Raw genomic sequence first — 18,606 nt, forward strand, 5'->3', positions numbered from 1 at the left:
CCAAGCAGTTCAGGAATGGGCAGGCAGGCGCACGAACGGGTGATCGTGGCCGTGGGCATGGCTATGGCTGTGCGGCGCGCTTTGGTAGGCACCCGCTTCAGGCTCGAACGGCGCCAGTTCGGCGTCTACCGTCAGGCCCAGGCCACGCAACATGTCGTCCAGCACGTGATCGTGCTGGAAGCGCAACAGGCCGGGTTCGATCTGCAGCGGCACATGGCGGTTGCCCAGGTGATAGGCCGCACGGGCCAGCAGGTGCGGGTCGGCGCAGCGCACCGTGGACACTGCCTCCGGCGCCGCCAGCACACGGATCAGCTGGGTGCCCTCGGCATCGGCCAGCAGTTCGCCTCCGCGCAGCAGGTGGCCGCGCTCGAGCATCAGCCCTGCCTCGCGGCCATCATCCAGGGTCACCCGCAGGCGGCTCTTGATGCGGCTGTCCACGTCCAGGGTAACGGTGCCGGTTTCGCTCAGCTTGCCGGGCTCGGTGATACGGCGGGTCAAGACAATCATCGGGGCTCCTTCAGAACAGGAAGTAACGCTGGGCCAGCGGCAGTTCGCGGGCCGGCTCGCAGACCAGCAGTTCGCCATCGGCACGCACCTGGTAGGTCTGTGCATCGACCTCGATCAGCGGCTGCAGGGTGTTGTGGACCATGTCGGGCTTGCGCACCCGGCGGCAGCCGTGGGCCACGCCAATCAGGCTGCGCAGGTTCAGCTCCTCGGCCAGGCCGCGGTCCATCGCCGCCTGGGGCAGGAAGGTCATGCGCGTGGCATGCCGTGCCGCACCCAAGGCGCCGAACATCGGGCGGTAATGCACCGGTTGCGGCGTGGGGATGGAACCATTGATATCACCCATGGGCGCGGTGACGATCATCCCTCCCTTGATCACCAGGGCCGGCTTGACCGCAAAGAACGCCGGCGCCCACAGCACCAGGTCGGCCAGCTTGCCGACTTCCACCGAGCCCACTTCGTGGCCGATGCCGTGGGTCAGTGCCGGGTTGATGGTGTACTTGGCGATGTAGCGCTTGACCCGGAAGTTGTCGCTATAGCTGGTGTCCGGCGCCAGTGGCCCACGGCGCAACTTCATCTGGTGGGCCACCTGCCAGGTGCGCAGTACCACCTCGCCAACCCGGCCCATGGCCTGCGAGTCGGACGAGGTCATGGCAAAGGCGCCCATGTCGTGGAGGATGTCCTCGGCGGCGATGGTTTCGCGACGGATACGCGACTCTGCAAAGGCCACGTCTTCGGCGATGCTCGGGTCCAGGTGGTGGCAGACCATGAGCATGTCCAGGTGCTCGTCCACGGTGTTGATCGTGTACGGCAGGGTCGGGTTGGTCGAGGACGGCAACACGTTGGCCTGCCCCGCCGCGCGAATGATGTCCGGGGCGTGACCACCACCTGCACCCTCGGTGTGAAAGGTGTGGATGGTACGGTCGCCAATGGCCGCCAGGGTGTCTTCGATGCAGCCGGACTCGTTGAGGGTGTCGGTGTGGATCGCCACCTGGATGTCCATTTCCTCGGCCACGCCCAGGCAGCAGTCGATGGCTGCTGGAGTCGAACCCCAGTCTTCGTGCAACTTGAGGCCCACGGCGCCGGCTGCGATCTGCTCGCGCAGTGCTTCCGGCCGCGAGGCGTTGCCCTTGCCCAGCAAGCCGATGTTGATCGGCAGGCTGTCGGCGGCCTGGAGCATGCGCGCCAGGTACCAGGGGCCGGGCGTGCAGGTGGTGGCGTTGGTGCCGGTGGCTGGCCCGGTGCCGCCTCCGATGAAGGTGGTGACACCGCTGTTCAGCGCCTCGTCCACCTGCTGCGGGCAGATGAAATGGATGTGCGAGTCGACGCCACCGGCGGTGACGATCTTGCCCTCGGCCGCGATCACCTCGGTGCCGGGGCCCACCGGCACGTTCACGCCCGGCTGCACATCGGGGTTGCCAGCCTTGCCGATCACCGCGATACGCCCGTGCTTGATACCGATATCGGCCTTGACGATGCCCCAGTGGTCGATGATCAGGGCATTGGTCAGTACCAGGTCCATGGCTTCGGCTGCCAGCATCTGGCCCTGCCCCATGCCATCGCGGATGACCTTGCCGCCACCGAACTTGACCTCTTCGCCATAGATGGTGAAGTCGTGCTCCACCTCGACCCACAGCGCGGTGTCGGCCAGGCGTACGCGGTCGCCCACGGTGGGGCCGAACATGTCGGCATAGGCCTGGCGGGAAATGCGGCTCATGCCCTGCCCTCCAGCGCGCCCATCACCTTGCCCTGGAAACCATAAACCTCACGCTTGCCGGCGTAGGCCACCAGTTGCACGGTACGCGCCTGGCCGGGCTCGAAACGCACGGCGGTACCAGCAGGGATGTCCAAACGAAAGCCCAGGGTCGGGGCACGCTCGAACACCAGCGCCTCGTTGACTTCGTAGAAGTGGTAGTGCGAGCCGACCTGCACCGGCCGGTCGCCATGGTTGGCCACGCTGACGCTGACCGTCGCGCGGCCGCTGTTCAGCTCGATGTCGCCGGCGGCGACCTGGATTTCACCTGGGATCATGCGGGGCTCCTGGGCAATTTCAGACGATGGGGTCATGCACGGTCACCAGCTTGGTGCCATCCGGGAAGGTAGCTTCGACCTGCACGTCGTGAAGCATTTCGGCAATGCCAGGCATCACCTGCTCGCGGCGCAGTACTTCGCGCCCCAGGCTCATCAGTTCGGCGACGGTGCGGCCATCACGGGCGCCTTCGAGCACGGCGGCACTGATCAGCGCCACCGCTTCCGGGTAGTTGAGCTTCAGGCCGCGGGCCAGGCGCCGCTCCGCCAGCAGCGCGGCGGTGAACAGCAGCAGTTTGTCTTTCTCTCTCGGGGTCAGCTCCATGGCGCTCTCTCAGGTGGCCCAGATACGCGGCGGGCAGGCCGGCAGGCCGAGGACGGCCGGGCGCAGCACATGCCACAGGCGTTGCAGGGTGCGTTGCAGGTGTTGGTTGTCATGGTCGAGCACGCGGATCACCAGCAACGACCCGAGCAGGGTCGCGCCGGCCGGGTTGGCCATCTCGTCGAACAGCGGGCGCACCAGCTCCAGCACGGCCTGATCGGCTGGTGCGGCGCAGAAAGTGGCCAGCAGCGGGTGCCCGCCAAGCTTGTCCAGGCGCCCGCCTTCGATGCGCAGGCGCTCGTGCAGGCCCACTTCGTCGGGCAGCTCGATATGCAGGCGGCTATCGACGGCACCGTAGTCGAAACGTTCGCCCATCACCGGACGCCCCAGGCAAAGGGTTTCCCAGGCCAGCAGGCGCGCGCCCGGTTCGAGGGTGAAACGGCTGTCGAGGCTGGCGCGGGCGCCGGAGAAGAAGATGCTGTCCTGCGGCAGCCACTCCAGGGTGCTGTCGGCGCCCAGATGAAAGCGCTGAGCCAGCCGCGCGGTCGGGCCGATGCTGCGGTAGAACTTGCTGGCGCCGGGCATGGTCAGCAGCGCGTGGCTGCCCGGTTCCAGCTTGATGTCCAGCTCCAGGCGGTCGCCGGCGACGATGCCGCCGGGTGGGTGCAGCACGTAGACATGGCACGGGGCACCTTCCGGATAGAACGGCCGCTGCACCAAAAGAGGTCCGAAATGCCGCCACGCACCAAGGCGGGTCACCTCGTCGCGCCTGACGAAGCGCAACTGCAGGTGAGCGCTCCAGCCTGCCTCGTCGTGTTGTTGTTCGATCTGCTCCGCGAGCGACATCCTGCGGCCCCTGAAATCCGTGGCCTGCTGGCCGTTTAGAGGGTCAGGCACGCACGGCTACGGCGCGCGCGGCCTGACCACTCGATCAAATTCGCAGGCTGGATATAGCAGGTTGCGGGCCAACTCCGCAGGTGAACGCAGATGAAACTTTTGCCACAGCCGCTCTGGCATAGGGCATACAGGGAGATGGCGCACAAAGCGGGGGCGCACTCAAGCCCTGTTTAGGTGCTGGACCGAGAGAATGCTGGGGCCGCTATGCGGCCCATCGCCGGCAAGCCAGCTCCCACAGGGATCGCGCAAGTCTTGAGGGCAGCCCGGTCGGGGTGGGAGCAACTGTCTTGCTCAATTTCTAAAAGCTGGCGCGATCCCTGTGGGAGCGGGCGCGCCCGCGAACACGGGCGAAGCCCGTGCCATCCACCGCGTCGCCTGTTTCGCGGGCTTGCTCGCTCCCACAGGTACTGCGCATGGCTTGACGTCAGCGCGGTCGGGGTGGGAGCAACTGTCTTGCTCAATTTCTAAAAGCTGGCGCGACCCCTGTGGGAGCGGGCGCGCCCGCGAACACGGGCGAAGCCCGTGCCATCCACCGCGTCGCCTGTTTCGCGGGCTTGCCCGCTCCCACAGGTACTGCGCAAGTCTTGAGGGCAGCGCGGTCGGGGTGGGAGCTGGCTTGCCGGCGATGGGCTACGCAGCAGCCCTACAAGTGAGGAAACTCAGTAATCGAAGCGGTCCACCGCACGCCGGCGCTCGTTGTCGTCGCGCCGGTCATAGATTGCTGTGGTCTGGATGTTCGCGTGATGCGCCAGCTTCTGCGCAATGGACAGGTCGTGCTCTTCGATAACCCGGGTGATGAACGCCCGACGGAAGTCATGCGGCATGATCTTCACGCCCACCTGCGCACCACGCTGGCGGGCGATGTAGTAAATGGCATGCTTGGTGATACGCGCCCGAGTGATATGACTGCCGCGGCGGATGCGGTTGAACAGGAACGGGTCGTCCTCGGCCCCTGCCGGCAAGTCCTGGCGGCGCAGGTCCAGCCAGGCCTGCAACTTCTCGAACGCCCATGGCGGGGCGTACTTGATCAGCTGGCGGTTGCCCTTGCCTAGCACCTGCAGGCTGCGCGCCTCGAAGTCGACCTGGTCCAGGTCGATGTCCACCGATTCCGACTTGCGCATGCCGGTACCGTAAAGCAAGGCGATGATCGCCGCGTCACGCACACCCTGCGGCCGTGGATCGGCCGCACACACATCCATCAGCTCGCGAATCAGGCTGCGACGCAGGTTGCGCCCCGGCGGAAGCCGGCTGCCAGTGTCCGGCTTGACCTCGCGAATGCGCAGCAACTGCTCGTGATCGATCAGGCCCTGGCGCCAGGCTTCGTTCATCACACCGCGGATGGCGTTGACGTACAGCGACGAGCTGTTGGGGGCATAACCGTCGGCACGCAGCGCCGCCACCAGGGCGATCACATGGCCGGGCTCCAGCCGATGCCAGGGCACATCGACGATATTGCAGTCGACAAAACCCAGCCGGTCGGCAGCGTCCTGAAGGATGTAGCGCATGGTTTGCTGGCTGGATGGGGCCAGGCGGGCCATGTACTGCAGCAGTGGATTTTTCGAGAGGTCGGACAAAACGTGAATCCTGTAGCGAAGCGTTGGCCAGCGGTGAACGGGCCAAACCCTGAAGCAAGTCAATACGACATACAAGCAGGTCAAAAAAACAGCAGGATACGCATGTCATTCTGACCCGAAGAGGTGCCATCACCTTGATATGCAAGGGGTTTGAAGTTGGCACGGATCATGATCTTACCCCAATTGAGCCTACTGAACGAACGAAGGTCCGCCCATGCTTGTGCAGCCGATCGATTCACGTCCACGACAGGCCGTCTGGGGCCTGGGTTTCCGCCCATTCTTCCTGGGGGGCAGTTTGTTCGCGCTACTTGCCTTGCTGTTGTGGGCCGGCGTGCTGGCCGGGGCACTGGCGCCCACGCCCCCCGGCGGCATGCTCGCCTGGCACCGCCACGAGATGCTCTATGGTTTCGCTGTAGCCATCATCGCGGGCTTCCTGCTAACTGCAGTGCAGAACTGGAGCGGTATCCCGGGTTTGAGCGGGCGCGCGCTGCAGGGCTTGTTCCTGCTTTGGCTGTTGGGCCGGGCGAGTTGGTTCCTGCCGTTACCGGGCAGCTTGCTGGTAGTTGTCGAGGGCAGCTTCCTGCCACTGGTGGCACTGGCCCTGGCACGGCCGATCGTGCAGCGGCGCTTGCGTAACAACTACCCGATCGTCGGCCTGGTGCTGCTGATCGCCGCCTGCCAGTGGCTGACCTTGGTCGGTTGGCTGCGCCAGGACGAACTGTGGCAGCGCCGCGGGGTGTTTGCCGGGTTGTGGCTGGTGGCCGCGATGATGACCGTGCTCGGCGGGCGGGTGATCCCGTTCTTCACCCGGCGCGGCCTGGGCAACATGGCCCCGGCCCCTGCCCGCCCCTGGCTGGACCGGGCATGCCTGCTGCTGAGCGTGGCGGTACCGCTGGCCTTTGCCTCCGGCGCGGCCGATACGCCGCGTATCGGCCTTGCGGTACTGTTCGGCGCCTTGTTCACCCTGCATACGGCCCGCCTGGCCTTGTGGCATGACCGTGGTTTGTGGCGGGTGCCCCTGCTGTGGTCGCTGCACCTGGCCTATGCCTGGATTGCCATTGCCTGCCTGGGCATGGCGTTGTGGCATGCCGGGGTGGCAGTGAGCCCGAGCCTGGTGACTCATGCCTTGACCGTGGGTGCCATGAGCGGCTTGATCCTGGCGATGATGGCACGGGTCAGCCTGGGCCACACCGGCAGGCCGCTGCACGTGCCGACCAGCATTGCCTGGGCCTTTGCCTTGATCCAACTGGCGGCGCTGGCAAGGGTGGTGCTGCCGTTGTTCACACCGCTCGGGGTGAGCCTTTCGGTCGTGTGCTGGAGCCTGGCGCTACTGCTGTTCCTGCGTCACTACCTGCCCATCCTGCTGCGGCCACGGGCTGACGGTATGCCGGGCTAGCCTTGATGCCCAGATTGGGGTCGCTTTGCGGCGCATCGCCGACAAGCCAGCTCCCAACCTCGACTGCATCGACCTCAAGCATTGTGCAGTACCTGTGGGAGCCGGCTTGCCGGCGATGGGCTGCGAAGCAGCCCCAAGTTCTCAGCGCAAATGCATAAGTTGCCGGGGCCGCGCTAACCTTCCGGCGTCGGCCACCACCCTGGGAACATCTGCTGCACCCGGGGTTCGGCGAAGCGCTCGTCGATCAGAACCAGTACGCCACGGTCCTGGTCGCCCCGGATGACCCGGCCTGCCGCCTGGATGACCTTGCGCACGCCCGGGTAAAGATAGGCGTAATCGAACCCCGCACCAAACTGCCGCCCCAGACGCTGCTTGAACTGCTCGTTGACCGGGTTGACCTGGGGTAGCCCGAGGGTGGCGACAAACGCGCCGATCAGCCGCGTACCCGGCAAGTCCACCCCCTCCCCGAACGCACCGCCCAGCACCGCAAAGCCCACCCCGCGGCCATCCGCCACAAAACGGTCGAGAAAGCCCTGACGAGCTGCTTCGTCCATGCCCGGTTCCTGGGCCCACATGGGTATCTGTGCATGCCGTTCGGCCAGCAGCGCGGCCACCTGTTGCAGGTATTCGAAACTGCTGAAGAACGCCAGGTAGTTGCCCGGCATGCGCTCATACTGGCGGGCAATCAGCTCTACGATCGGCGCCAGCGAAGCCTGGCGTTGCTGGTAACGGGTGGATACCTGGCTGGCGATACGCACTTCCAGCTGTTCTGCACGAAACGGCGCGGCCACTTCCAGCCAGGCGGTATCCGCCGGCATGCCCAGCAGGTCACTGTAAAAATGCCGGGGGCTCAGCGTGGCGGAAAACAGCGTCACGCTGCGCGCCGCCTGCATGCGCGGGCCCAACAGCCGCGCCGGGGTGACATTGCGCAGGCACAAGGTGGCCAGCCGCCGCTTGCGCGGGCCCTGGCGTTGGCTGATGTCGAACAGGAAATGCTCGTCGAACAGCTCGGCAACCCGGCTGAACTGCAACGCTTGGTAGAAGAACTGCAGCACCTGCGGGTCCACTTGCGCAGGCGCCTGGTTCATCTGTTCCTGGATCAGCCCGATGCATTGCTGCAAGGCACGCAGCAAAGCGTCTGGCAGCGACTCGCTGGCCTGGTACGGCGCGCGCTGCTCCTTGTAGAGGGCGTTCCACTGCCGGTTCAGCCGGTCCAGCGCACCGGTCAGCCCGCGCGGTTTGCTCTGGCGCAGGGCCAGCAACTGGCCTTGGTCGAGGCTGGCGCTGTACATGCCGCGGCCGCGCTCGACCAGGTTGTGCGCCTCGTCCACCAGCACCGCGACCCGCCACTGGTTGGCCTGGGTCAGGCCGAACAACAAGGCATGGGCATCGAAGTAGTAGTTGTAGTCCGCCACCAGCACATCTACCCAGCGCGCCATTTCCTGGCCCAGATAATAAGGGCACACCTGGTGCGCCAGGGCTACTTCGCGCAGCTGGGCTCGGTCGAGCAGGGGCAACTCTGCCGCCGCCGCACGCGCGGCGGGCAGGCGATCGTAGAAGCCTGCGGCCAAGGGGCAGGATTCGCCATGGCAGGCCTTGTCGGGGTGCTCGCAGGCTTTGTCGCGGGCGATCAGCTCCAGCGTGCGCAAGGCCGGCTGCGGCGTGGCATCGGTGATCTGGCGCATGGCATCCAGGGCCAGCGCCCGGCCCGGGGTCTTGGCCGTGAGAAAGAACAGCTTGTCCAGTTGCTGCGGCGCCATGGCCTTGAGCAGGGGGAACAAGGTACCAAGGGTCTTGCCAATTCCGGTACTGGCCTGCGCCATCAGGCAACGGCCGGTGCTCACCGCCTTGTACAGGGTTTCTGCCAGTTGTCGCTGGCCTTGGCGGAACACCGGATAAGGGAAGCCCAGGGCATGCAGGCCGTGGTTACGCTCGGCCAGGCGCTGCTCCTGCCCTTGTGCCCAAGCCAGAAAGCGTTGGCACTGGGTTTCGAAGAAGGCCTGCAGTTCGGCAGCCGTGCAGTGTTCATTGATCAGCGTCTGGCCATCGCTGTCCACGTCAAGATAAACCAGCGCCACCTCGATGGCCGGCAGTTGCCGTGTCTGGCACATCAACCAGCCGTAGACCTTGGCCTGCGCCCAGTGCAGCTGGCGATGGTTGGCCGGCTGGCGCGATAGGTCGCCACGGTGGGTCTTGATCTCTTCCAGGCGGTTGCAGGCGGGGTCGTAACCGTCGGCGCGGCCACGTACCTTCAGGGTTTGGAACTGGCCTTCGAGGGCAATTTCCGACTCATAGCCCGCACCGCGTCGCGCCACCACCCGCCGATGCCCCTCAATCCCTTCCTGGGCGGTGGGTGATGGGGTGAAGCGCAGGTCCAGGTCACCGACCTTGGCGCTGAATTCGCACAAGGCACGTACCGCCACGCTGTAGCTCACGGCGTTTCGCTCCAGCGCACATGGCACACCGCGACAGGCAAGCCGTGGGCCCGGCAAAACTCCAGCCAGCGCAACTGGTTGTCCTGCAGGCGGTCGCCGGGGCCCTTGACCTCGACCATGCGGTAGCGCCCCTGCTCGGGCCAGAACTGGATCAGGTCGGGCATGCCGGCGCGGTTGTTGCGAATATCCTGCAGCAGGCGCAGGAAGCACTGTTTCAAATGGGCCGCCGGCAGGCAGGCCAGGGCTTGCTCAAGCAATTGCTCACTGAGCATGGACCAGAACACGAACGGAGACTGCAGGCCTTGCTTGGCGGCGTAGCAGTCGAGAATCGCCCGGTGATGGCTGCCATCTTCGAGCCGCCCCAGGCAACGCTCGAACAGAGCACTGCGGCGTTGCTGGAAGTCGCCGTCGTGCAGGTCCTGTGGGGCGGCCTGGAACGGGTTGAAGAACGCGCCAGGGACCGGGGCGAAGATCGCCTCCCAGCACAGCAGGCCGAACAGGCTGTTGAACAGCGTGTTCTCCACGTAATGCACATGTCCACCGGCTTCGGCCAGGTACTGGCGCACCGCCTCCTCCACACCCAGCGCTGCCAGTTTCCGGGGCAGCTCCAGCTCGATCAGTTCCAGGGGCGCGACACGCTGGCGCCGCTGTGGCGGGCCACCGAGTTTGCGCGCCAGGCGCGGCAACATACGTTCCAGCGCCTGCACTTCCAGGGCATTGGCCGGTGCCGCGGCCAGTTGCAGCGCCAGCGCATGGGCCTGGGGCCACTGCTCGCTGCGCTCCAGCACCCGCACCTGGCGGATGCGCGCCTGGGCATGGCTGCACTGCCTGTATACGGCCATGGCCTGCGCCCAGTCGCCCAGGCGTTCGCATTGCTGGCCCAGGGCGAATTGCAGGCGCGCATGGCGCCGGGCCAGCCACGGGTTGTCGCTGCGCAGGCCCTGCATGGCTGCCAGGATCGACTGCGGGTCGTCGCCCTGCTCCAGGCGCTCGGCGCACTGGTGCAAGGCCATGGCCAGGTCGACTTCGGCACGTTGCTGCAGGGCACGCGAATCGGTGCTGAACGGCACCTGTTCGTAGCGCAACAGGCCGAGGTCGGCGAGGACGAAGTCCGACCAGGACTGGTACAGGTTGCCGAAGAACAGCAGGCGCATGCGGTCGCACAAAGGTTGCAGACACCATTGGAGGATGCGCATGCCGCTGTCCGGGAACCACTCGGCCAATGACCGGGCTTGCAGGGCCAAGGGCTGCAGTTGTGCAAGCAGATCATGCTTGGCGGCGCGGGGCCGGCTCAGCTGCGGGGCAAAACAACGGGCAAGTTCGTCCTTGCGCAGCAGGGCGAACAATTGTTCCAGCGCCAGATGCGCGGGTTCCCGTACCCAGCCGAGGGCCAGCAACGGCTGCAGGGCCTGCCCGGTATCGCCGATTTCGGCATAATCGAGGCGGTCGCTGCGAAACAGCTCGCCCTTGCGCATGACCATGCGCACCATCAGGGCCTGCGCCGGGGCGTCCAGTTGGCCGAAGGTGCGGATGAAAGCGAGCTCCTGATCGTCGAGCAGGTCTTCGTAGCGCTGTTCGACCCATAGCAGCACCTGGCGGAAATTGTGCAGGTAATAGAACGGGTCGTCGACGGAATGGGCGATCACGGGATGGGTCAGGCAGCTGGAATGGATACTGGTTATACATACAGATCAGCATGCATGGCAAGTGCCGTGGGTCAGCTCAACGATAAGCTATCGGCTTGGGGGCTGCTTTGCAGCCCAATCGCGACGCAAGGCCGCTCCCACAGGTATTGCAGTGCTGCTGAAACCCGCGCGATACCTGTGGGAGCGGCCTTGCGTCGCGATTGGGGCGCAAAGCGCCCCCCAGAATTCACACCTGTTCCGCCGCGGCAACCATCCCCGCCGCCTTGACCTTGGCACTGCCAATCGGCGCCTGCAGCAGCAGGAAGTAGGCCACCGCCGAACACAGCGCCACCACCGCGCTGATCATGAACGCCGTGGTGAACGATCCCGAATACTGGATGCTGAAGCCGGTGACGATCGGCGCCACCGAGCCGGCGATGTAGCCGCCGAAGTTCTGGATCGAGCCAAACGAAGCCACGCGCTGGCTGTCGACGATGGTGTTGACGATCATCCAGGCAGTGGCACTGGCCATGTTGATGCTGAACAGCGCCAGGCACAGCAGGATGACGCAACCGGTCAGGCCGGTGACGAACGACAGCGGCAGGGTGAACAGCGCCGCCAGCACCAGGCCGGTGATGACGCTGAACTTGCGGCTGGCCAGCACGCTCATGCCGCGCTTGACCAGCAAATCGCAGAAGCGCCCGGCGACGATCGTGCCCGCGGCACCAAAGCCATAGGCCAGCGACACCACCCAAGCGGTCTTGTACAGGTCCAGGCCATGCTCGCGCTCGAAGTACCCAGGCAGCCAGGTCAGGTGCAGCCAGAGCATGTAGATCACGCCCATGAAGCCCAGCACCGCGCCCCAGGTACTACGGTGCTTGAACAGGTCGAGCCAGCCGGCGAAGTACGAGGCCTTCGGCGCTTGTGCAGCGGCTGCCGGCGCCTGCTGCCCACTCGGCAGCGGCTTGCCTTCGGCAACAAGCTCCGCCAGGTAGCGTGCCTTGCTTTTGTAGAAGGTCAGCCAGCACAGCGCCAGCACCACACCGATCACACCGGTGATGATGAACATGCCGCGCCAACCGAAGTTGACCATGAACAGCGTCAGCAAGGGTGGCGCCAGGCACGGGCCGAGGCAGGTCGAGGACCAGACCACGCCGGTCGGGGTACCGCGTTCGTTGGCATCGAACCACTCCGACAGGGCCTTAGCCGCCGACGGAAACATCGGCGCCTCGCCAATCCCCAGCAGTACCCGCAGGCCCATGAAGCCGGCAAAGCTGTTGACCATGCCGAACGCTGCCTGGGCTACCGACCAGCCCAGCAGCGAGGCACCGAGGGCGATCTTGCTGCCCAGGCGGTCGATGATCATGCCCATCGGCAGCTGGGCGAAGGCATAGGCAATGGAAAACGCCGACAACAGGATGCCCATCTGCGACGGGCTGATCATCATGTCTTTCTGGATCGAGGTGTTGGCGATCGACAGTGCACTACGGTCCAAATAGTTGACGATGCCGATCAGTAGCAGGAACACGACGGTGATGCGTTGGTACTTCTTCATAGGGTTCATGTGATGACCTTTATTATTATTGTTGCCGCGCTGTCAGCGCCTTGGCGATCCTTCGTTCAAGCTGCGCCCTCCCTGACGCAGCGCGCCGCTCAAGGCAGGCGCGCGGTGGTTGCAACGTCCAGCAGGCCGCGCTGGCCGAGGCTGTCGATCAGTGCACGCAGGCCAAAGTGCCACTGCGGCGCCAGGTCGCTGGTGGTCACGCGGTTGCACAGGGTACCCAGTTGCGGGTTGCTGATGCTCACGACATCGCCCGGCTTGTGGGTGAAGCCGTTGCCCGGTTGGTCGCGGTCCTGCTTGGGGGCGAACAAGGTACCGAGGAACAGCACCAGGCCGTCGGGGTACTGATGGTTCTCGTTGAGGGTTTGCTGCACCAGGTCCTGCGGGTCGCGGCTGATCTGGCGCATGGAACTGCTGCCGGCGAGGATGAAGCCGTCTTCGCCCACCACTTGCAACTCCACCTCGGCGGCGCGCACGTCGTCCAGGCCGAAGCTTTCGTCGAACAGGCGCAGCATCGGGCCGAGCGCGGTGGAGGCATTGTTGTCCTTGGCTTTGGACAGCAGCAAGGCGCTACGGCCTTCGAAGTCGCGCAGGTTGACGTCGTTGCCAAGCATCGCGCCCTTGATGCAACCATCGCTCGACACCGCCAGCACCACTTCAGGCTCCGGGTTGTTCCAGCTCGACTTGGGGTGAATGCCGATGTCGGCGCCGTGGCCGACCGCCGACAACGGCTGGGCCTTGGTGAACACCTCGGCATCCGGGCCAATCCCCACTTCCAGGTATTGCGACCACAGGCCCTGCTCCACCAGCACCTTGCGCAGCGCTTCGGCCTGGGCCGAGCCCGGCACGATCTGTGACAGGTCGGCACCGATGCGGCTGGCCAGGGTGTCACGGATGGCATCGGCCTTGGCCGGGTCGCCCTTGGCCTGCTCTTCCACCACGCGCTCCAGCAGGCTGGTGGCGAAGGTCACCCCAGCGGCCTTCACCGCCTGCAGGTCGATGGGAGCCAGCAGCCATGGCTGGTGCAGGTCGCGCCGGGCCGGGTCGCTGTTGCCCAGCAAGGCTGGCAGCCCGATCAGCGGCTCGGCCAGCGGCAGGCTGCGCAGGTAGGCCACCGGGTCGGCCACTTCCAGCAGGGCCGAGACGGTGGCTACATGGGCGCTGATATCGTGCACGGCGCCGGCCTTCACCAGCACCACCGCAGGGCCCTGCTCCGGCAGCCACACCCGCCCTACCCAACTGCCGCTGTCGAACGCGCTGGCATCGTGGTTCAGAGGCAGCGGTCGCTTGCCGTTCGCTCGATCAGTCATCTGTGTACCCTTACTGTCATTCATTGGGAAAGTGCCGGCAGTTGCAGCTGCCCGGCCAGGCGGTCAAGGTCGGCCACCAGCTGTGACGAAAGGCTTGCGCCCTGCTCCAGGGCCTGGCGGCGTAGGGCAAGGCCAGCCTGCCCGGGCAGGCGCACCGGGCGCTCGGGGTCCAGCGGCCGGCTGGCCAGTATCAGTCGGCCGAGGAAGCTGGTTTCGTCGGTGAACGCTTGCAGGCCGCCGAAGAATCGCGGGTCGATGACCACGGCGGTGGCCGAGGCCCCCCACTGGTCTGGTGCATCCTTGCGGCCATGGCCGGCCAGCCCCGAGGTCAAGGCTTCGACCAGCAGTGCCAGGGCGAAACCTTTGTGGCCAAAGGCCTGGCCACCCAAGGGCAGGATGCTGCCTTGCGGGCTGGTGAAGAAATCGCGGGGGTCGTCGCTCAGTTGCCCGTCATTGCTTACCAGCACCGAGTGCGGCAGGCGGCTACCGGCGTCGCGACACTGGCCGACCAGGCCGAGGGTGACGGTGGACATGCTGACGTCCAGCAGAATCGGCTCGCCTTGGGTCGGGATACCCGCGGCGATCGGGTTGGGGGTGTACACCGGATCGACACCGCCATGGGCGCAGACCAGCCCTACCGAAGGGTCCGAGGAATACAGCATGGCCACCAGGCCCTGGTCGGTGTAAGGCTTGAGGTAGGCTGCCAGGCAGCCGATATGCGCGGCGCGGCGTACCACGGCGATGCCGATACCCTGCGAAGTGGCGCCCTTTGCCGCGCAGTCCAGGGCACGGCTGACGCAGTACGGCCCCAACACGTAATGGCCATCGAACAGGCTGGAAATGCCACTGTCCGATACCTGCTCCAGTACCTGCGCGCGGGCCTTGACCTGGCCGCCGAGCATGCCGTCGATGTAGCGGCTGACCAAATTCAGGCCATGGGTGCGATGGCCCAGCAACTCGCCTTCGAGGAGCACCCGGGTCACTACCTGGGCGACTTCGGTATCGGCACCGGCCTTTTCGAACAGCCGCTCGACGAAGGTAGTGAGCGCTTGCACGTCGTAATGTGTGGCTTGAGTCATTGCGATTGCCTCGTAAATGGGACAGGGCTGGCGATCAGGTCACGGCACCGATCTGCCAGGGCACGAATTCGTTCTGCCCGTAGCCGTGCAGTTCGCTCTTGCTGCGCTCACCGGAAGCGATGCGCAGCATCTGTTCGAAGATGAACGCGCCGCGCTCCTCGATGCTGGTGGAGCCATCGGCGATGCCGCCGCAATTGACGTCCATGTCTTCTTCCTGGTGCTCGAACACCCGGTTGTTGGTGGCCAGCTTGATCGATGGCGCCGGGGCGCAGCCATAGGCCGAGCCACGGCCGGTGGTGAAGGCGATCAGGTTGGCCCCGCCAGCCACCTGGCCGGTGGCCGAAACCGGGTCGTAGCCGGGAGTATCCATGAACACCAGGCCCTGGGCGCGCACCGCTTCCGCATACTGGTACACATCGACCAGGTTGCTGGAGCCGGCCTTGGCCACTGCACCGAGGGACTTCTCGAGGATGGTGGTCAGGCCTCCGGCCTTGTTGCCGGCCGAGGGGTTGTTGTTCAGTTCGGCGTTCATGCGCTGGCAGTAGTCTTCCCACCAGCGGATGCGGGCCACCAGTTTTTCGCCGACCTCGCGGCTGACCGCACGGCGGGTCAGCAGGTGCTCGGCACCGTAGATTTCCGGGGTTTCGGAGAGAATCGCGGTGCCACCGGCGGCCACCAGGCGGTCGACGGCATTGCCCAACGCCGGGTTGGCGGTAATGCCGGAATAGCCATCGGAACCGCCACATTGCAGGCCTACCACCAGGTGCCGCGCGCTGACCGGCTGGCGCTGCACCTGGTTGGCCTCGGCCAGCAGTGCCTTGACCTGCTCGATGCCGGCGGCGATGGTTTTGCAGGTGCCGCCGATACCCTGGATGGTGAAGGCGCGCAGCTGGGCGCTGGCCTGCAGGCCCTGGGTTTCCAGCAGGCTTTCGATCTGGTTGGTTTCGCAGCCCAGGCCAATGATCAGCACGGCAGCGAAATTGGGGTGTACGGCGTACCCGGCGAGGGTACGACGCAACAGGCCCAGGGCTTCACCGCTGGGGTCCACCGCACAGCCGGCGCCGTGGGTCAGTGCCACCACGCCGTCGATGTTCGGGTAATCGGCCAGCACTTCAGGGTGGATATCGCGACGAAAATGGTCAGCCACGGCCCGGGCCACGGTCGCCGAGCAGTTCACCGAGGTGAGGATGCCGATGTAGTTGCGGGTGGCGACCCGGCCATCGGCGCGCACTATGCCTTCGAACTGCGCCTCGCTGCCGGGCTGGTTGCGGGTGTCGACACCGAAGGCGTAGTCACGGGCGAAATCGCCCATCTGCACATTGTGCACATGCACATGCTCGCCGGCGTCGATGGCCTGCGAGGCAAAACCGATAATCTGCCCGTAGCGGCGCAGAGGCTGGCCTTGCTCGATACGTTCGGTAGCGAGCTTGTGGCCTGAGGGGATCTGCTGGCGCACGGTAATCGCCTCGGCGTCCAGGCGCAGGCCTGGCGGCAGGGCCTGGCGAGCGATGAGCACGTTGTCCAGCGGGTTGAGGCGGATGACGGCAAGGTCACCGGACTTGGCTATCAGTTGCATGGGACCTCTCAGGGCGGTGCGGCTGGCTTCTTGTTATGGCTGCGACCACTGTAAGAAGCCTTGGGCAACATTCCCAATGAGATGATCCGATCGAACGATAACCTTGGGTTATCATAGGCGGGTCTCGGCGCGTATTTATCAATCGCCTTGAAGACCACTGTTGGCAGATGCGAGGATCCGTGTAGGAGCGGCCTTGTGTCGCGAAAGGGCTGCAAAGCAGCCCCAGCAATCCGTGCTTTTGAGCTGAAACCCTGGGGCTGCTTCGCAGCCCTTTCGCGACACAAGGCCGCTCCTACAGTTGACCGCGTATCGGCTTTATCTATGCTCCTCCTGGCGACGGCGAGCGCCTTCCAGCAAAATTTCGACAAACGCACGGGCCGAAGGGCTCAGTGGCTCGTCCTTGCGGGTAACCACGCCGTATTCCAGCGCCGCCAGGTGCAAGGGGCTGCGCAGTTCTTTCAGTTGGCCGCTGGCCAGCTGCGCGGCAACCATCGAGCGCGGCAACATGGCGATCATGGGCGCCGCCTGCAGCAATTGCAGGAACATCGGCATGGAGATGGTTTCGACGCTGTCAGCAGGTGTGGCGATGCCGGCAACCCGAAACGCCTGCTCCAGGCGGTTGCGGATCGGCGTGCCCACCGGGTACAGCACCCACGGCCAGTCGCCCAGCGCCGCCAGCGGCGTGCTTTCCAGCTGGTTGAGCGGGTGTTCGCTGTTGACCACCAGGCTGAACGGTTCTGGCTCCAGGGGCTGGAAGTCGAACAGCTGGCTGAAGCGTTCTTCAGTGAAGCGGCCAATCATGATGTCGAGCTTGTTCTGCTCCAGCATGGTCAACAAGTGATCGCTGGAATGCTCCACCACTTCGATCGACAGCAACGGGCTGCGTGCCTTGATCGCGGCGATGGCCTGCGGCAGCACCAGCGCGGTGGCGGCAAAGATGCCTCCGACGCGGATAAAACCGTGCCCGCCGTTGCGCAAGCGGTTTACCTGGTCAACGAACTGTTGCGACTCGGCCAGCGCGCCTTGGGCATAGCGCACCACATATTCGCCCAGCTCGGTGGGTGGCATGCTCCGCGGCAGGCGCTCGAACAGGGCGAAGCCGAACTGCTCCTCAAGATCACGCAACATTTTGCTCAGAGCCGGCTGGCTCAGGTTCATGCGCGTGGCGGTGGCGTGCATGTTGCGGGTGCGCGCCAAGGTGTCGATCAACACCAGGTGCTTGTAGCGGATCCAGTTGCAAAAGCTGGAATGGGTCATGTCCGGCGGCATTGACGCAGGCCTCAGGCAAATTAAAAGGCAGGGCTATTGCGCCCGCAGGTAGTGCAGCAAGGTGTCCAGGGCAACCGAGTTGGGCCGCGAGCGCAGGGTCAGCACGCCGAGGTTGGCCATGGCCAGCGGCAGCTCCACCGGCAGGATGGCGACCATGCCATAGCGGGCATAATGCTTGGCCACGTCATCGGGCACCACCGCAATCATCTCGGAGGCTTCGAGCATGGCAGTGGTAGCCAGAATCGAGGCGGTTTCGACGATATCCAGCGACTGCACCATGCCACCGGCTTGCAAGGCGCTTTCGACGCGGCGGCGCATCGGGCTGCCGATGGGGTGCAGGATCCAGGTCAACGCCACCAGGTCAGCCAGTTGCAGCCCGGCGGCATTGGCCAGCGGATGGCCGGCGCGGGCGATAACACGCATCTGCTCACCGCCTTCGAACAGTTCGATGTTCAGGTCCTGGCTGTCGCTCTGGTCTGGCAGCCGCCCAACCACCATGTCGAAGTCGCCACGCAGCAAGGCCGGCAGCAAGGTGTCGCTGGTGCCGACCTCCAGGGAAATGCGCACTTTGGGGTGGTCGCGCTTGTAGGCCAGTACCGCCTTGGTCAGCACGCCCGGCACCGGGCCCATGACGCTGCCCACCCGTACCAGGCCCCGGGCCCCGCGCGCCAGCTCGGCAATCTGCGCCTGGGCGTGCTCGAACTCGTGAAGCGCGTTCTGCGCATAGCGAATCATCACTTCGCCATACAGCGTCGCTTGCATGCCCCGTGGCAAACGCTCGAACAAGCGTACGCCAAGGCGCTCCTCAAGCTGTTGCAGCAACAGGCTCGCTGCCGGTTGCGTGGTGTGCATCGCCGCGGCAGCACGGCGCAGGTTGGCGAACTCGCCCAAGGCGTTGAGCAGCGTGATCTGCCGGCTGGAGATCTTCAATGCGCCGAGGCTGGCAGGCGCCTGGGCGCTCTCGGGTGGCAAGCGAGACATATCGAATCCGATATCGCTGGTTAAGAATTGGCGATTATGCCTGTATCGC

Annotated in this window: 15 protein-coding genes; 1 reads left to right on the plus strand and 14 read right to left on the minus strand. The window is 65.3% G+C overall.

Annotation, left to right across the window (positions count from 1 at the left end; all coding sequences use genetic code 11):
* Positions 1-9: 9 nt before the first annotated feature.
* The 6 genes from ureE to JV551A3_RS17035 all read right to left on the minus strand — a co-directional run bounded on the left by ureE (position 10) and on the right by JV551A3_RS17035 (position 5,325).
* Positions 10-507, minus strand: coding sequence for an urease accessory protein UreE (ureE, locus tag JV551A3_RS17010; protein WP_112253906.1), 498 nt, complete (start codon positions 505-507; stop codon positions 10-12).
* 10 nt (positions 508-517) lie between these two features.
* A complete protein-coding gene (ureC, locus tag JV551A3_RS17015; RefSeq protein WP_112253905.1) occupies positions 518-2,221 on the minus strand; it encodes an urease subunit alpha in 1,704 nt (567 codons plus the stop codon).
* Positions 2,218-2,535 (minus strand): urease subunit beta, encoded by a 318-nt coding sequence (locus JV551A3_RS17020; protein ID WP_015270155.1) that lies wholly within the window; start codon positions 2,533-2,535, stop codon positions 2,218-2,220. The genes ureC and JV551A3_RS17020 overlap by 4 nt, the downstream gene beginning before the upstream one ends.
* A 19-nt stretch (positions 2,536-2,554) precedes the next feature.
* Positions 2,555-2,857 (minus strand): urease subunit gamma, encoded by a 303-nt coding sequence (locus JV551A3_RS17025; RefSeq protein WP_133973251.1) that lies wholly within the window; start codon positions 2,855-2,857, stop codon positions 2,555-2,557.
* Between the two features lie 9 nt (positions 2,858-2,866).
* The gene (locus JV551A3_RS17030; RefSeq protein ID WP_133973253.1) at positions 2,867-3,700 is read right to left on the minus strand and encodes an urease accessory protein UreD; all 834 of its coding nucleotides are present in this window, start codon (positions 3,698-3,700) and stop codon (positions 2,867-2,869) included.
* Positions 3,701-4,410: 710 nt separating this feature from the next.
* Complete coding sequence (locus JV551A3_RS17035; RefSeq protein ID WP_087500663.1) at positions 4,411-5,325, minus strand: site-specific integrase; 915 nt, start codon at positions 5,323-5,325, stop codon at positions 4,411-4,413.
* A gap of 214 nt (positions 5,326-5,539) precedes the next feature.
* Here JV551A3_RS17035 and JV551A3_RS17040 point away from each other — a divergent pair, with 214 nt between their 5' ends.
* Positions 5,540-6,721: an NnrS family protein gene (locus tag JV551A3_RS17040; protein ID WP_133973257.1), complete on the plus strand. Its 1,182-nt coding sequence runs from the start codon at positions 5,540-5,542 to the stop codon at positions 6,719-6,721.
* Positions 6,722-6,894: 173 nt separating this feature from the next.
* Here the strand turns inward: JV551A3_RS17040 and JV551A3_RS17045 are convergent, their stop codons facing one another.
* The 8 genes from JV551A3_RS17045 to JV551A3_RS17080 all read right to left on the minus strand — a co-directional run bounded on the left by JV551A3_RS17045 (position 6,895) and on the right by JV551A3_RS17080 (position 18,557).
* Positions 6,895-9,156 (minus strand): ATP-dependent DNA helicase, encoded by a 2,262-nt coding sequence (locus JV551A3_RS17045; protein ID WP_133973259.1) that lies wholly within the window; start codon positions 9,154-9,156, stop codon positions 6,895-6,897.
* Positions 9,153-10,802, minus strand: a complete 1,650-nt coding sequence (locus tag JV551A3_RS17050; RefSeq protein WP_133973261.1) for a VRR-NUC domain-containing protein — start codon at positions 10,800-10,802, stop codon at positions 9,153-9,155. Before JV551A3_RS17050 ends, JV551A3_RS17045 begins: the two co-directional genes overlap by 4 nt.
* Before the next feature lie 226 nt (positions 10,803-11,028).
* Positions 11,029-12,336 carry an MFS transporter gene (locus tag JV551A3_RS17055; protein WP_166674270.1) on the minus strand — a complete coding sequence of 436 codons (1,308 nt, stop codon included), beginning with the start codon at positions 12,334-12,336 and terminating at the stop codon, positions 11,029-11,031.
* A 98-nt stretch (positions 12,337-12,434) separates the two neighbouring features.
* Positions 12,435-13,652 (minus strand): fumarylacetoacetate hydrolase family protein, encoded by a 1,218-nt coding sequence (locus JV551A3_RS17060; RefSeq protein ID WP_133973265.1) that lies wholly within the window; start codon positions 13,650-13,652, stop codon positions 12,435-12,437.
* A gap of 20 nt (positions 13,653-13,672) precedes the next feature.
* Positions 13,673-14,731: an Ldh family oxidoreductase gene (locus JV551A3_RS17065; protein WP_133973267.1), complete on the minus strand. Its 1,059-nt coding sequence runs from the start codon at positions 14,729-14,731 to the stop codon at positions 13,673-13,675.
* A gap of 34 nt (positions 14,732-14,765) precedes the next feature.
* Entirely contained in the window at positions 14,766-16,307 is a 1,542-nt protein-coding gene (locus JV551A3_RS17070; protein WP_133973269.1) for a UxaA family hydrolase, read from the minus strand.
* A gap of 315 nt (positions 16,308-16,622) precedes the next feature.
* Entirely contained in the window at positions 16,623-17,576 is a 954-nt protein-coding gene (locus JV551A3_RS17075; RefSeq protein ID WP_133973279.1) for a LysR family transcriptional regulator, read from the minus strand.
* Positions 17,577-17,609: 33 nt separating this feature from the next.
* Positions 17,610-18,557: a LysR family transcriptional regulator gene (locus JV551A3_RS17080; RefSeq protein ID WP_133973281.1), complete on the minus strand. Its 948-nt coding sequence runs from the start codon at positions 18,555-18,557 to the stop codon at positions 17,610-17,612.
* Positions 18,558-18,606: the final 49 nt, after the last annotated feature.

This window comes from Pseudomonas inefficax (assembly GCF_900277125.1).
In the GTDB taxonomy this organism is placed as follows: Bacteria; Pseudomonadota; Gammaproteobacteria; order Pseudomonadales; family Pseudomonadaceae; genus Aquipseudomonas; species Aquipseudomonas inefficax.